This window comes from Caldicellulosiruptor obsidiansis OB47 (assembly GCF_000145215.1).
Taxonomy (GTDB): domain Bacteria; phylum Bacillota; class Thermoanaerobacteria; order Caldicellulosiruptorales; family Caldicellulosiruptoraceae; genus Caldicellulosiruptor; species Caldicellulosiruptor obsidiansis.
Map to the genome: position 1 here is coordinate 561309 of NC_014392.1, position 14897 is coordinate 576205.

Here is a 14897-nt window from a genome sequence, read left to right on the forward strand (position 1 = left end):
AAAACACAGAAGGAGTTCAGAAGACTGTGAATGTTGAATTAGAGTTTTGTTTGTACAAGCTTTTTGAAATAATAGGTGTTATTGCAGTAAGCGGAATATATATATTATCAGTCTTTCTGGGTAATGAATTGAAAAATGCTTTAATTTACAACTTTAGCAAAATATTTTTATCTCTTGTTGTTTTTAAATTCTTATATGTACTAAATTTAGAAAAAGAAGTTGTAAGTAAAAGTGAAGGTGTTCAGGTGGTTGTATTCTTGAATTTACTTTCAAAGTTTCTTATAATATATGCACTTATATTTTCAGTTTTATGCAGGGAAAGGTTAAAAGAATTTTTATCTAAGGCATCAATATGGATAAACATAACTTTGATAATTGTAGTTTTTTTAATATCCGAAAAGATAAAAAATGCAAAAATTAATATTTTATTACAATCTACTTTATCTACAACAAAACTATACTTTATTAGCGAATTACTGATAGTTTTTGGTATTTTGTTTCTAATATACTTAAGCTTCTATAACTCTTACTTCAAACAAAATAATAGCTTTAAAGTTTTTGTATTGGCTTTTGCAGTTGGTGAGTTAATTTTGTCTCTTTTTAAGAGAAAAGGTATTCTTTTTACAGAAGCAGTTCAAAATGGAGCTATGCTTTATCTCTTTGTGGCAATATTTCTTGCTATAGCAAAACAGAGAGTAAAATTTTTGCACAGTTTAGCAAAATTTAGTACTGAGGTATTAAAAGAAAAGCTTGATTTGCAAAAAAGTTTTGAACTTCTTGTAGATTTTATTTATGAAGCTTATTCAAAGGTATTTCCAAGAATATGTTTTTATTACATCATAGAAGATGGGAATTATAAACTTATTGTATTCAAGAGTGAAGAGGTGAGTGATAAATTTGAAGATTCTTCTGCAGAAGTAAAAGTTGTAAGTAAACTTTTAGAAGAGGAGAATATTAGTACATTTGACATAAAAGATTTTGAAAACTTTTTTGAATGCAAGGCTTTAAAAAATAGGGTATTCAATAGTTTCCAAACAGTGGTATATGTTCCTGTTCACAGATACAACAGGCTTGTGGGTTTTCTTATTTGTTATTCGAAGATTAAAAACTTTAACATAACTGATGAACTCCAGGATGGTTTTACAATCTTTATGAATTTTTCTCAAGCTCTTCTTTCTCAAATTGAAAGGATTGAGAAGATAAAGAATTTATCAACAGAGGATGAACTTACAGGTCTTTATAACAGGAGATACTTTATGAAGGAATTGATTTTGGAGTCAATAGCTGCAGATAGATATAAAAATAAGTTTTGTGTAGCTTTTTTTGATATGGATAATCTGAAACTTTTAAACGATGTTTATGGACACGGTGTGGGAGATAAAGCTATAAAAATAATTGCCAGGATTATACGGGACAATATACGGAAAACAGATATTGCGGCAAGACTTGGGGGAGATGAATTCGCGGTTATATTCAAAAATTGTAGTAAAGATGCTATAGAGGATAGAATTAAAAATATAAAGCAATTAATTGAAAAAGAGTCAGAGCTACAGCTTCCGAAAAAGATAAGAGTGAGCTGTGGAATTGCTGTGTATCCAGACGATACAACCAGTCTTGATGAGCTTATTAAGATTGCTGATATGAGAATGTATGAAGAAAAATTAAAAAACAAAGGGGGCGATTTTGATGCAGAAAGGCAGTAGCACTGTTAGGGTATTTTTTGAGGATGTAAATATATGTGAAGATGTGGAGGTAGGAACTAATCTTTTGAGCTTTGTTCCAAGATTTGAGAGTTATTTTAAATCTCCTATAGTTGCTGCAAAGGTTGACAATGAGATAAAAGAGTTAAAATATGTAATTTCAAGGGATTGCAGAGTGAAATTTATTGACATGACGCAAGAAGATGGTATGAGGATTTACAGAAGAAGTCTCATTTTTGTTTTGATTGTTGCAACAAGAATGCTTTTTAAAGAAGCTGTAAATGTGCAACATTCTCTTTCAAAGGGACTTTACTGTGAGGTAGAAAACAGAAAACTAAGCAGCCAAGATATAGAACTTATAAAACAGAAGATGAAATGGATAATAGAGCAGGATTTTCAATTCAAAAGAGAAAAGGTTTCAAAAGAGGATGCAGTTAAACTTTTTGAAGAGAAAGGGTTTTATGATAAAGCAAGAACAATAAAGTTTTCGGAAAATGAATATGTATACATTTATTACTGTGGAGATTATGTTGATTACTTTTATGGACATTTAGTCCCTTCCACAGGGTATCTTAAAATTTTTGACCTGATTCAATACCACGACGGGATGGTACTTATGTACCCCGACAAATCAGACCCATTTAAACTTCAAGAGTTTGTGGAGAACAAGAAACTGTTTGCGGTCTACCATGAGTACAAAAACTGGGGCAGGATACTGGGTGTCAGTAGCATTGGTGAGCTCAATGAGGTGATAGCAAGCGGAAAGATAAGAGAATTTATAAGAGTTTCTGAAGCATTGCATGAAAAAAAGATAGCATATATAGCAGACCAGATTTCTCAAAATCCACTGATAAAAGTTGTTTTGATATCAGGACCTTCATCATCCGGAAAAACTACTTTTGCCCAGAGACTTTCTATCCAGCTTAAAGTAAATGGAAAAAATCCTGTCTATATAGGGCTTGATGATTATTTCTTTGAAGATAAAGTTCCGCTTGACGAAAATGGCAAGCCTGACTATGAATCGATTGAAGCTATTGATGTTGAGCTTTTCAATGGACAATTGAAAGACTTGATAGAGGGTAAGGAGGTTGTGCTGCCACGGTTTAATTTCATAGAGAGAAAGAGAACGTTTGAAAGACGTGTCAGGCTTGAAAAGAATGACATAATAATAATTGAAGGGATACATGGGTTAAATAACAGGCTTACTCCAATGATACCTGACGAAAACAAGTTTAAAATATATGTGAGTGCTTTGACACACCTGAACCTTGACAAGCACAACAGAATTCAAACTACAGATTACAGGATTTTAAGACGAATTGTAAGAGATGCCAGGACAAGAGGTGCATCTGCTAAAAGGACAATTTCCATGTGGCCGTCTGTCAGAAATGGTGAGGAGAAAAATATTTTTCCCTACCAGGAAATGGCGGATGCTATGTTTAATTCAGCACTAATTTATGAGCTTGCGGTTTTGAAAAAATATGCTGTTCCCTTACTTAAAACAATTACAAGAGAAGATGAGGAATATAGTGAAGCGCAGAGGCTTTTGCATTTTCTGAGCTTTATCCTCACAATTGAGGACGAAAGAGAAATTCCACCACAATCTATCATAAGAGAGTTCATAGGAGGGTCTTGTTTTTATGACTTTTAAAAAAGAAAAGGGGCTTTTGGGATATATTCCCTCAAGCCCCTTATGTTTTTAAAATGTCACATTTGTTGAAGAGTTGTTTGTGTTCTGGTTTGTTCCCTGATTTGGCCAAAATCCTCTCATTTTTATACTAAATCCGCGCCTCATGGTACCGTCCATTCCTGCTGCACCTTTGAATTTTCTACCAAATCCTCGTGGAGCAAATCCCTTTGAAAGGTCCCAGTTTGAAATTTTTGTCTTGATAGCTTCTTTCATTTTGTCTGCCTGGTCTTTTGTTATTTTACCTTCATTAAGAAGCTTGTCAATCTTTGTTATTTGCATTGAGATTAATTTGTTTTTAAAGTCTGATTCAGAGATATTCTTGGATTTGATTAGGTCTGCAATGGTCTTTCCATTTTTCAGCTCGTTAAAAAGACTATCCTTTGTCATGCCGAGGATTGTAGCAATGTCACTGAACATATCGAGGTTATAAATGTCTTTTGAAAATGCTTTGATTTTAAAGCCAAAGAAAGGAAGCTTTCCGTCCCAGCTGTCTATCTTCTGTTTTAAACTTTGCTTTAGCTGTGCTGCTTTGTCGCTCGTTATTTTGTTGTTTTTAACAGCTTCATCAATCTTTGCATAAAGGCTTTCTAAAAGCTTTGATTTAAACTGGTCAAGTGTCAGGCCTTTGTCCTTTAAGATGTCTGAGAAAGCCTTTCCGCTCTGAATCTGTTTTTGAATATCCTCTTTTTTCATGCCAAGGATGCTTTCAATTGTGCCAGCGATGTCAAGGTTTATACCTGCTGCACCTTTTTCAAATTTTCCGAAACAGAGCTTTGTGAGATTGCCCTTGAAAGCTACCGGAAGGCTTGCCTTTGAAGAACCTGCAAATGCAAGGCTTACACTTAAAATCAGAATTACAATAAGTCCTATACCAATTATTGTCTTTATCCTTTTCACTTAAAAATCACCTCTTTTCATTTTGAATTTTTCTTTCAATTATATTATCCCACATAAAATTGGGTTTTGTGTTTCGCAATTGTAAAAATATTTTTAAGGAAAATTTTTACACAGAGATGTGTTTTTAAATGAATAGCAAAAGGGTATATTAGAATCGAAAAAAATTTTAAATAGGATGGTGAAATATAGAAGATGAAGTATATAGTGATTGGTGCTGTTGCAGGTGGGATGACAGCTGCAATGAAAATAAGACGAAATGATGACAAAGCTGAAATTATTGTATATGACAAAGACACTGACATATCATATTCTGGTTGTTCTCTTACGTACTATATTTCAGGTGTGATAGATAACAGGAAAAACATTGTTCCAAGAGATAGCCAATATTTTAAAAAGTTTAATGTTGATGTAAAAACAGCTCATGAGGTTTTAAAAGTTGACACGCAAAATAAGAAGGTGATTGTCAAGGATTTAACTACTGGTAATACCTTTGAAGATGGTTTCGACAAGTTAATTATTGCAACAGGAGCACATCCTGTAGTGCCTAAAATTGATGGCATAGAGCTTGAGGGCATATTTGTCCTTCGAAATGTCAAGGATGCAGATAGAATAAAAGAGTTTATAAACACTTATTTTCCCAAGAAAGCCTTGATAGTTGGTGGTGGGTACATTGGACTTGAAATGGCAGAAGCTTTGAAGGTTTTGGGGATAGATGTTGTTATCATAGAAAAACAAGAAAATATCCTTCCAAACTTGGATAGTGACATGGCAAGGCTTGTTGAGAACTATCTTAAAGAGAAAGGAATTACAGTGAAAACCAGCACATCTGTGTTGAAGTTTGAAGGTGATAAGAGAGTAACAACGGCTATTTTGAGTGATGGTTCAAGATTGAATGTAGACTTTGTGTTAATTGCTGTTGGGGTAAGACCTTCTACCCAGTTTTTAGAAGGAAGTGGCATACAGCTTTTACCAAATGGAGCTATTAAGGTTGATGAGTATATGAGAACTAATATTGAAGGAATCTTTGCAGCAGGTGACTGTGCTTCTGTGTATTTTAAGCTAAATGGTAAAACTATGTATATGCCACTTGGTTCAACTGCAAACAAGATGGGAAGAATAGCTGGTGAAAATGCAACAGGTGGTAGCATGAAGTTCAGTGGCATTTTGGCAACATCAATTTTCAAAGTTTTTGACCTTACAGTTGCACAAACAGGTTACACAGAAAAGATGGCACAGCAGGATGGGATTGAATATGAAGTTGGGCACGTTACAAAACCGCATATAACAACAGCATATCCTGGAGCTGAGAAAATGACTATAAAAGCAATTGCAGAACTCAGTTCACGAAAAATTATAGGTGCTCAAATTATTGGCACAAAAGGAGTTGACAAAAGAATAGACATTTTGGCAACAGCTATCTTTGCAGGGCTTACAACAGACCATCTTTTCCAGCTTGATTTGGCTTATGCACCGCCATTTTCGTCTGCAAAAGACCCTGTTCACTATGTTGGCATGGTTATGTCAAACTTTCTTGACAAGAGAAAATTTAATTGTACGCAGGAAAAGCTTTTGGAAAAGATGCAAAAAGGAGAAGATTTTGTTGTTCTGGATGTTCGAACACCTGATCAGTATAAAATCAAGCATATAAAGGGTGCTGTAAATATTCCTCTTGAGATGCTGCAAGAAAAAATGAATCTGCTTCCAAAAGACAAGCAGATAATTGTATACTGCAACAGTGGGGTAAGTTCAAATATTGCCCAAAATATCCTTCAGCAGAATGGGTTTAGAAAGGTTTATAACCTTTCAGGCGGTATTTTGAACGTGACTTTAGAGCAGCTGCTTGAAAGAAATACCTCAGACTCTTCTCCTTCTTCTCCAGACCTTTAAAAATATTATCCATGCTATTATCACAATGCAAACCAGCACCAAAATGGCAAGCCAAAAAAGGAATATATCTTTTTTGTAAAGGAATTTAAAGAAGTTAAATCCGTACCAGTAAAAGTACACATAGAATGTTGCCCAGATGGTATTTCCAATAAAAGAAGAAATGATATATTCATAGAAATTCATTTTACTAATTCCTGCCAAGAAAATAACGGGGGTGCGTGGAACTCCTATTATTCTTGCTATTGGTACAGCAAATATTCCATACTTTACAAAAAAGTTATTGACGCTCTCAAGCGTCTCTTTTTTTATTCTCAAAAGCCTTTCAAAAAGGCTGATTATTTTCTTTCTGCCACTTCTGAGAAGAAGGTTCACAGCAACATTTCCACAAAGATTTCCTAATGCTATTACCATTATCAATGTAAAAAGAGTGAATTTGCGTGAGTTTAAAAGTGCTACTGCGCCAAGGTAAGCAATCTGTGTTGGGAAAGGAATCCCAAGCCCTTCTATTGCCAATATCAAAAATATTCCCCAAAGTCCAAAATTGTCAATCATGTATTTCAAAAATTCAATCATATTTCTATCATCTCTTAAAACAAGTTTTTACACTATCTATTTTACTCTTTTTTTCATAGAATAAACAGAAAGATAAACTTTGGATTTGCTAATATGACTTTTCAAAATTTTGTTAAATATAAAAAAGAGCATTCAAACCAATGAAATACTCTTAAGGCACAGAATGGCATAAAAATTAGTTTAAAGTTGATAAAATTTTTGTATAGAGTATGGACAAAAGGTATAAAATTCATATATGAAAGGTATTGCAAGTCAAGAAAATTTCTTGACTTTTAAGGTTATTTGACAAAAAATTTTTTTTAAATTAAAATAACAAAGAAGTTTTTTAGAAAACAAATCCATTTTGTAGGAGGTTGATTATGAATAAACTGAGGTGCCTTGTGGCAAGGCCAAGGGATATGAAGAAGCTTATCCTGGCTTTTGTCATTGTATTTGTTTTGTCAGTCCTGCTTGGCGCCATGACTGCACAGGCACTTGTGAAAGAGGTTAGCATAACAATTGACGGCAAGACGTTTTATTATAAAACAATTAAGTCCACAGTAAGAGAGGTCTTAGAAGAAAATCAAATTTACTTGACAAAAGATGACTATATCTCGCCTTCTTTGGACTCAAAAATAAATGAGAATACCCAGATAATAATAAAGAGAGCTTTTGAAGTGAAAATACTTGTTGGCGACGAGGAAAAGGTTGTGTATATTCCAAGCGGTACTGTTGAGGATGCAATAAAAAAAGCAGGAGTGGTCCTTGGGAAGTTAGATAAAGTAAATCTTCCTCTTTCTCAGCTTCTTGATAGGCCTACTGTCATTAAAATTACTAAGGTAACAGAGAAGGTGGTCGTGGAAAAACAAAAGATACCTTTCAGTACAGTTACAAAGACGAACTACAATATGGACTACGGAAAGCAAAAGGTTGTCCAGCAAGGGCAGGATGGTATCAAAGAAAGAAGATATAAGCTCATATTGGAAGATGGCAACGAGGTTGAGAGGAAATTGCTTGGTGAAAAAATTGTCAAGCCACCGAAGCCAAAAATTGTTGAAGTTGGAACAATAAGATGGTTCAAGACATCAAGAGGAGAAGTGGTCAGATACAGAAAGGTTTATACAATGATAGCAACTGCATATTCTTTAACCCCAAGTGATACAGGCAAAAGTCCATCTCACCCTGACTATGGCAGAACTGCAACAGGTCACAGAGTTCGGCGCGGTGTTGTTGCGGTTGACCCGCGGGTGATTCCGCTTGGGACAAGGCTTTATGTGGAAGGGTATGGTTTTGCAACAGCACTTGACACAGGTTCTGCTATCAAGGGAAACAGAATAGATGTGTTTGTTGAAAAGGATGCGTATAAATTTGGTGTGCGGCGTGTAAAAGTTTATGTGCTTGCAAATTAAAAAATTGGAAAAAGAAAACGAGGCCTCCTTCACAAAAAGGAGGCTCTTTTGTTGTAAAAATACAACATATCATTTTCGAAAATTTTAAGAAAAGAATTGCAGGTTATTTTTTCAATTGAAATTTTCAAAAGTTAAATTAAAATTATGTTTTGAAGTTTCAAAAGAGAATCATTATAGTGAAAAACAAAGGGGGCGCAAGATACTTTTATGTTTAAACTTCAAAGAGTGACAGACAAACCAGTTTTGAAGCCAAAGCAGGAAAATGAATGGGAAAGAGCAGCAGTTTTCAATGCTGCAGCTATATTTCACAGAGGACTTTTTCATTTGATTTACAGGGCGACAAACATTCCACCACATAAGGACTATGGTGATTACGTTTCTACAATAGGATATGCTGTGTCAACAGATGGTATTAACTTTTACAGACTTGACAAGCCTGTGATGGTTGCAGAAAACGAACAGGAAAGAAGAGGAATTGAAGACCCGCGCATAGTTGAGATTGATGGGACGTTTTACATGACATACACAGGTTTTGGTGGCAGGTATGAAGGCGATTTTAGAATTATGCTTGCAAAGTCAAAGAACCTCATAAAATGGGAGAGAATAGGTATTGCACTTGATGAGCCAAACAAAGATGCAGCACTTTTCCCAGAGAAGATAAATGGTAGGTATGTCATGTTTCACAGAAGATATCCCAATATGTGGCTTGCATTTTCTGATGACATGATAAACTGGACAGACCATGTTGAAATAATGACTGTAAGAGAAAATTCATGGGAGAGCAGTCGTATAGGTATTGCAGGACCACCAATAAAGGTCAAGTTTGGCTGGCTTGTGATATACCACGCAGCAGACCATAAGAATGTGTACAGGCTTGGAGCAGTACTTTTGGACGCAAAAGACCCAACAAAGATTTTGTCACGCTTTTCGGAACCAATTTTGGAACCCGAGCTTTCATGGGAAGTGGATGGTTACATACCCAATGTTGTTTTCAGCTGTGGTCATGCAGAGGTTGGCGATGAGGTCTGGGTATATTATGGAGGTGCTGATACTGTAATTGGTGTTGCAAAATTTAATAAAGAGAAGATAAAATTTGATTGAAGTGATTTTCAAGTAAGTAGTAAACTTTATATATAGAAAATCAAAAACTTTATCAAAGAGGGTTTAAAAAAGACAATGAAAGCAGCCATATTTTATGGTAAGAGAAGCTTAAAAGTAGAAGATGTTAGCTTGCCCACAATAAAAGAGGGAGAGATATTAGTCAAGGTTGAGGCATGTGGCATTTGCGGTACAGATGTGCATATATTCAATGGCGAAGAAGGGTCTGCAAAAGTCACACCGCCGATAATATTGGGACACGAATTTTGTGGCACTGTTGTTGAGACAAAATCTAAGCTTTTCAATGTAGGAGACAAGGTGAGCATTGACCCTAACATCTATTGTGGAGTGTGCAAGTTTTGTAGAAGTGGAAGGCCTCAGCTTTGCGAAAACTTAACAGCGCTTGGTGTGAACATAAACGGTGGGTTTGCCCAGTATGCCGCTGTGCCAGAAAAACAGGCGATAAGATTTGAGAACATAGATTTTGCTGAGGCAGCACTGGCAGAGCCTCTGGCTTGCTGTCTTCATGGTCTTGATAGAATAAAGATTTTTCCCACCGATAAGGTTTTGATAATAGGCTTTGGTCCGATTGGTCTTATAATGCTTGAGCTTGTAAAAATGTATGGGGTTGACAATATCTTTGGCTATGAAGTAGATGATTTTAGAAAAAATGTTGCTAAAAATTATGGAGTTAAAGATATTGTTGATGAAGATTGTAAAGAAGGAAGCTTTGATGTGGTAATAGAGTGTGCAGGGACAAAAGAAAGCATCGAAATGGCATTTGAAAAGATAGGGAAAGGTGGCAGAGTTTTGGTGTTTTCTGTACCGTCACCGCTTGTTGCTACTGAAATTTGTCCGTTTGAGATGTTCAGAAAAGAAGCACAAATTTTTTGGTCGTTTGTAAATCCGTTTACTCAAAAACTTGCAATTGAACTTTTGCAACAAGGAAAGATAAACTTAAAACATGTTGTCACACACAAAATTTCACTTGCTCAGTTGCCAGAGGCACTTTCAAAAAAGTTTGAGAATCAACTAAAAGTGATTGTCCAACCTTGACAAGCGCAAAAGGTTTGGGTATAATAATTAATGTGCCATTTAAAGGGTGCGGAGAAGTACTCAAGTGGTGAAGAGGCGCCCCTGCTAAGGGCGTAGGTCGGGTAAAACCGGCGCGAGGGTTCGAGTCCCTCCTTCTCCGCCAGGAAATGAAAGATAAATTAGTTGAAATAAAAATATAACCTCTTCAAGTGAAAAGCTGAAGAGGTTATATTTTTTTTGGCAGGATTACTCTAAAGGTTGTATATCCTTCTTCCATTTTGTCAAGAGCTCTGTATTCCGAAAAAACATCAATTTTACCTTTATATTTCTCTACTGTTGATTTTACAATGAAAAGACCCAGACCGCTTGAATTTTTTGTGGAGTATCCGAGTTCAAATATTTTATCCTTTTTACATTTGTCTATATATGACCCCGAATTTGTTACCGTGATTTCAATTTGATTACCTTCATCTTCTATATTAAGTCCGACATATTTTGAAAATGAAGATTTGGCGTAGTAAAGTGCATTATCAATTAAGTTTCCGCAGATGTTTATAAGATCCATAGAATCAAACTTGAGGTTGCTAAAATCTATACTGTAATGGAATTCAAAATTTATATCGTACTTCTCAGCCAAAGCACTTTTTGCAAATATTAAAGCAGAAAGTTCTGCACACCCAAGCCCGTAAAATTTTGATGTATTTTTGAGGTTTTCGCTGATTTGCTCAATATAACGTACAGCGTCGTTGTATTTTTCAACACAAATAAGTCCCCATATAATTTGAAGGTGGTTGTTAAACTCATGTCTCTGGGCTCTTAAGATGTTTATAAAATTGTCCAATGATTTTATATTGTCTTTATAAACTTGCGTTGTCTTTAGTATACTTAGTGCTGAAAAAAGGTTTTTGACAGTATATAAGTTTAAGATTGCAAGCAGAGTAAAAGAATATATAACAAGCGTCCTTTGCCACTGAGGTATCTTTTGATGTTTTATGAATTCTGTGTTTATAAAGTATATCGAATAGATGAGCAAAAACATAATAAGGGCAAGCAAAAAGAGCATTGATATCAAAAGCTTTATATGGTCATTTTTCTTCATAGTTGACCTCATTCCCTTTTTCAGATTGTGTAGGCAGTATTTTGCAAATTTCAAATACTAAGTAATTTTTGCTTTTTATCACTGTAAGTAAGATACTCATGATGGTTATTTCAATTACAAGCGTGGTTACATCACATACAAATACAGAGGGTGTGAAAGAAAGATTGCTTATGAGCGTGCTTATAATTGAATAACCCCCGAACTTCAAAGTGAGACACAAGGATTGCGAAATAAGTCCTAAAATGATACCATATAAGGGTAGAAGCTTTAGGTACATGATATATAAAAGTATCAAGCACAGTGTCATAAGCAAAAGTCCCAGCATAAGATTGATATGGTTGTTAAAGACAATGGTATCCCAGAAAGCCTGGATAAAACTTACTACAAGAATTTTTTTGGTGCTATAACATATACCAAACAAACTCAGAATTAAACTTACCAGAAAAAATACCTTAAGGAAGTATAAGGAATATAGCACAGCGTATGTAACCATCCTAACCATCCTTTATTATTCAAAATTACGAAGGTACTCTATATGATATTATATATTTTATTTGTGCTTTATTCAAAACTTTTGTATCGATATGGGGGTAGAAGGAATGAAATTTTTCAAAATAGATATTTCAAACAAGCATATATTTGACGAATACTTTGCCATTTTTGAGCCTGAGATTGCTGACCTGACATTTACAAACCTTTTTATTTGGGATCCCTTTTATGATATTCATTTTACCGAAGAAGATGGATTCTTGCTCATCATGGCAAAGCCGTACAACCAGCCACCTTTTTTACATGGACCTGTTGGAATAGATTTAAACAAACTTCCTATTGTTATTGAAAAAGCCAGAAAATATTTTGAATCTGAGGGATATAGTTTCATTATAAAAAGAGCCTCTAAAAAGACAGTAGATATGCTTTCTGAGTGTGGATTGAAGTTTGAAAGTATTTTTGAAAGAGACATTTCTGACTATGTTTACAGGGTTGAAGATTTGGTTCAGCTAAAGGGAAAAAAATATCATCCCAAAAAAAATCATATTAACAAGTTTTTAAGACTCTATTCAGACAGATATGAGTGGAAAAAAATAGATGAGGAAATTGTAAAGCTTTGCTGGGACTTTGAATGTGAATGGTACGAAAAGAGAAATGGGAAGGAGGATATAGGACTTACATTTGAGAAAATGGCTATAGAAAGGGCGATAAAAAATTTTGATAAACTTTCTTATGAAGGTATGGTAATTTTTATTGATGGCAGAATAAAAGCCTTCACATTTGGGGAGCCTTTAAATAAAAATACAGTGGTCATACATATAGAAAAAGCAGACCCGGATATTGAAGGACTTTATGCTTTTGTTAACCAAAAATTTTTAGCAGAGTTCTGGCAGGATTTTGAATTCGTCAACCGTGAAGAAGATTTGGGGAAGGAGGGGATAAGAAAGGCAAAGATGTCTTACCATCCGTTCAAATTTGCAGAAAAGTTTACCATTCTTTTTGATTAACACTCAATACAGGTTTACCATATAATGAAATTGAGCTTTAAAAAAAATAGATTTTCATGAGGACACTTGAACTGAAATTAGTTGAAGATAATTATTCTATAAGGATAGAAAGAATAAAACAGATAAAATCCAATGCCTATTTTATAAAGACAAAGGATGACAAAGAATATTTTTTGAAGGTCAGTAGAGTTGACAAAGAGCATGTTGATTTTATTCTCAAGATTTTTTCACATCTGAAAAATACAAGTTTCAAAAGCCACCTGATTGATTTCCAAAAGACCGTTGATGGTGGCTTTTATTTTTTAGATGGGCCCAAAAGGGTTTATCTTCTATGTAAGTGGATAGATGGCAGGAGTGCAGATTTTAGAAATGTTTTTGACTTAAAAGTGGCAGTTTCAGTCTTGCATCACCTTCATAAAGCTTCACTTTCTTTTGCTGAAAAAATGGAAGACAGTTCTTATCCATCTTATCAGGAAGTATTTCGGAGAAAGTATTCACAAGTTATACAGATGAAGAATATTATACATCAAAAAGATAATCTTGGCTATTTTGATGAAATGTTCTTGAAGGTTCTAAGCAGATTTGAAGGCAGGTTTGTGGAAAGCATATATATGATGAAAAAGGTAGAAGAGCACTTCAAAAAAGAAAATCAAAGAGTATTAATTCATCATGACCCTGCTCATCACAATTTTATATTTTCTGAGACAGGGGTGTATCTCATAGATTTCGATTATGCGATGGTAGACTATGACGTGCATGAGTTTGTGAACCTTGGCGTGAGAGTGTTGAAAACAAATGATTGGGACATCAATGTATTTCGGATTTATTTAAAATGTCTGGATGATAAAAATATTATAAAGAAATTCTGGTTGCAGACATTTTGGATTTTGATGTATTTCCCCCAGGAGATTTGGCAGGTAGGACTTCAGTACTATTTCGAAAAACAGCCGTGGACAGAAGAGTACTTTCTCAAAAGACTAAAAGGAGCAGAAAGAATACAAGTAGGGAAGGAGATGATTATAAAGAAGATTGCAGGAGGGATTTTTAAATGGCATTGAAGAATATAATTAAGCTTCACTATGGCTTTGACATAAAAACTCTCAAACAGAGCAAAGATGGGCTGTTGGTCAAGACCATCAGGTCAGAATACCTTTTGAAAAAGACCAAAATGTCGCCAGCAGAAATTGTCTTTATATTTCACTGTCATCAGCATTTGAAAGACAACAAATTTGTTAATTTTGAGAAGATTGTTCCCACAAAAGATGGTTGTCCTTACCTGATATTTAACAGAAACACATATGTGCTCATAGAACATTTTAAGAAAGAGCCTGTCGAATTTTCTGAAAAGCAACTGGCAAATTTAGTAGAGTTTATAAATGCTTTTCATTCAGCATCTATCAACTTAAAATCGGCTGTAGGTGCACGATACAAGGTTCAATATGGAAAAGATAGGATTGCTGCACGAAATATGTATTCGATGTTTACCAAGCTAAAAGAAAATCCTCAGCTAATAAAGAATGAAAGGCTTAGGAATATTATTTTAAGCACAATTGACACAAACATTGAATATGTAAAAAAAGCATTAGAAATTTTAGAAGATGACAGATATCTTGAGGTGATATCGCGCAGCATGCAGGAAAATAGGTTCATACATGGCAAACTTGGTATTTACAACATCCACAAATGTTACGATAAATTAAGACTTGCCAATATGTTTGATTTAGAACTAAATGTCCGTGAAAAGGACATAGCCACGTTTGTGAAAAGCCTGCTCAAAATAGATAAAAATTTTGATTTTGAAGATTGCATAAGCAAATTTTATGTTACCTCATATGACAATTACAAAAAATGGTTAGTCTTAGCTATGATACTTCTGCCATATGAGTATTTTTCTCTTCTCAAAAAAATTATTAGGTTTAGAGATTTGGACTGGGCATCTGAAGGATTTGAAGAGAAAATTAAAAAGATATGTGAAAAAGACCAGTACAAGTACAAAATTTTAGCCTCCCTGCATTAAAAAAGGTGTTTGCTCAT

General features: G+C 34.6%; 12 protein-coding genes and 1 tRNA gene. 10 read left to right on the forward strand and 3 right to left on the reverse strand.

Features of this window, described 5'->3' with window-relative positions; all coding sequences use genetic code 11:
• The first annotated feature begins 26 nt into the window (after positions 1-26).
• Both COB47_RS02330 and COB47_RS02335 read left to right on the forward strand, forming a co-directional pair.
• Complete coding sequence (locus COB47_RS02330; RefSeq protein WP_013289804.1) at positions 27-1703, forward strand: GGDEF domain-containing protein; 1677 nt, start codon at positions 27-29, stop codon at positions 1701-1703.
• A complete protein-coding gene (locus tag COB47_RS02335) occupies positions 1687-3351 on the forward strand; it encodes a nucleoside kinase (RefSeq protein ID WP_013289805.1) in 1665 nt (554 codons plus the stop codon). Before COB47_RS02330 ends, COB47_RS02335 begins: the two co-directional genes overlap by 17 nt.
• Before the next feature lie 48 nt (positions 3352-3399).
• Here COB47_RS02335 and COB47_RS02340 read toward each other — a convergent pair whose 3' ends face one another.
• The gene (locus tag COB47_RS02340; RefSeq protein WP_013289806.1) at positions 3400-4287 is read right to left on the reverse strand and encodes a hypothetical protein; all 888 of its coding nucleotides are present in this window, start codon (positions 4285-4287) and stop codon (positions 3400-3402) included.
• 192 nt (positions 4288-4479) lie between these two features.
• Between COB47_RS02340 and COB47_RS02345 the strand changes: the two genes are divergently transcribed.
• On the forward strand, positions 4480-6174 hold the full coding sequence (locus tag COB47_RS02345; RefSeq protein WP_013289807.1) for an FAD-dependent oxidoreductase: 1695 nt from the start codon (positions 4480-4482) through the stop codon (positions 6172-6174).
• Here COB47_RS02345 and COB47_RS02350 read toward each other — a convergent pair.
• Complete coding sequence (locus COB47_RS02350; protein ID WP_013289808.1) at positions 6142-6747, reverse strand: DedA family protein; 606 nt, start codon at positions 6745-6747, stop codon at positions 6142-6144. The two genes, COB47_RS02345 and COB47_RS02350, sit on opposite strands and share 33 nt — an antisense overlap.
• Positions 6748-7106: 359 nt before the next feature.
• Between COB47_RS02350 and COB47_RS02355 the strand changes: the two genes are divergently transcribed.
• From COB47_RS02355 to COB47_RS02370, 4 genes are all read left to right on the forward strand, one after another.
• Entirely contained in the window at positions 7107-8135 is a 1029-nt protein-coding gene (locus COB47_RS02355) for a G5 domain-containing protein (RefSeq protein ID WP_013289809.1), read from the forward strand.
• Between the two features lie 207 nt (positions 8136-8342).
• Positions 8343-9236 carry a glycoside hydrolase family 130 protein gene (locus COB47_RS02360; RefSeq protein ID WP_013289810.1) on the forward strand — a complete coding sequence of 298 codons (894 nt, stop codon included), beginning with the start codon at positions 8343-8345 and terminating at the stop codon, positions 9234-9236.
• A gap of 75 nt (positions 9237-9311) precedes the next feature.
• Positions 9312-10289: a zinc-dependent alcohol dehydrogenase family protein gene (locus COB47_RS02365; protein ID WP_013289811.1), complete on the forward strand. Its 978-nt coding sequence runs from the start codon at positions 9312-9314 to the stop codon at positions 10287-10289.
• Between the two features lie 50 nt (positions 10290-10339).
• A tRNA-Ser gene (locus tag COB47_RS02370) sits at positions 10340-10431 on the forward strand.
• 63 nt (positions 10432-10494) lie between these two features.
• Here the strand turns inward: COB47_RS02370 and COB47_RS02375 are convergent.
• Positions 10495-11367: a sensor histidine kinase gene (locus COB47_RS02375; protein WP_013289812.1), complete on the reverse strand. Its 873-nt coding sequence runs from the start codon at positions 11365-11367 to the stop codon at positions 10495-10497.
• A gap of 599 nt (positions 11368-11966) precedes the next feature.
• Here COB47_RS02375 and COB47_RS02385 point away from each other — a divergent pair.
• Genes COB47_RS02385 through COB47_RS02395 form a run of 3 tightly spaced genes read left to right on the forward strand, consistent with a single transcriptional unit; the run spans position 11967 to position 14880 of the window.
• Complete coding sequence (locus tag COB47_RS02385; protein ID WP_013289814.1) at positions 11967-12863, forward strand: DUF2156 domain-containing protein; 897 nt, start codon at positions 11967-11969, stop codon at positions 12861-12863.
• Between the two features lie 56 nt (positions 12864-12919).
• Positions 12920-13921 (forward strand): phosphotransferase, encoded by a 1002-nt coding sequence (locus COB47_RS02390; RefSeq protein WP_013289815.1) that lies wholly within the window; start codon positions 12920-12922, stop codon positions 13919-13921.
• Positions 13912-14880 carry a protein kinase family protein gene (locus COB47_RS02395; protein WP_013289816.1) on the forward strand — a complete coding sequence of 323 codons (969 nt, stop codon included), beginning with the start codon at positions 13912-13914 and terminating at the stop codon, positions 14878-14880. Before COB47_RS02390 ends, COB47_RS02395 begins: the two co-directional genes overlap by 10 nt.
• Positions 14881-14897 lie beyond the last annotated feature (17 nt).

Coding starts and splice junctions, on each gene's coding strand:
- COB47_RS02335 (WP_013289805.1), top strand. CDS start 1,687: ATGCAGAAAGGCAGTAGCACTGTTAGGGTATTTTTTGAGGATGTAAAT.
- COB47_RS02365 (WP_013289811.1), top strand. CDS start 9,312: ATGAAAGCAGCCATATTTTATGGTAAGAGAAGCTTAAAAGTAGAAGAT.
- COB47_RS02345 (WP_013289807.1), top strand. CDS start 4,480: ATGAAGTATATAGTGATTGGTGCTGTTGCAGGTGGGATGACAGCTGCA.
- COB47_RS02390 (WP_013289815.1), top strand. CDS start 12,920: ATGAGGACACTTGAACTGAAATTAGTTGAAGATAATTATTCTATAAGG.
- COB47_RS02395 (WP_013289816.1), top strand. CDS start 13,912: ATGGCATTGAAGAATATAATTAAGCTTCACTATGGCTTTGACATAAAA.
- COB47_RS02360 (WP_013289810.1), top strand. CDS start 8,343: ATGTTTAAACTTCAAAGAGTGACAGACAAACCAGTTTTGAAGCCAAAG.
- COB47_RS02385 (WP_013289814.1), top strand. CDS start 11,967: ATGAAATTTTTCAAAATAGATATTTCAAACAAGCATATATTTGACGAA.
- COB47_RS02375 (WP_013289812.1), bottom strand. CDS start 11,367: ATGAAGAAAAATGACCATATAAAGCTTTTGATATCAATGCTCTTTTTG.
- COB47_RS02350 (WP_013289808.1), bottom strand. CDS start 6,747: ATGATTGAATTTTTGAAATACATGATTGACAATTTTGGACTTTGGGGA.
- COB47_RS02355 (WP_013289809.1), top strand. CDS start 7,107: ATGAATAAACTGAGGTGCCTTGTGGCAAGGCCAAGGGATATGAAGAAG.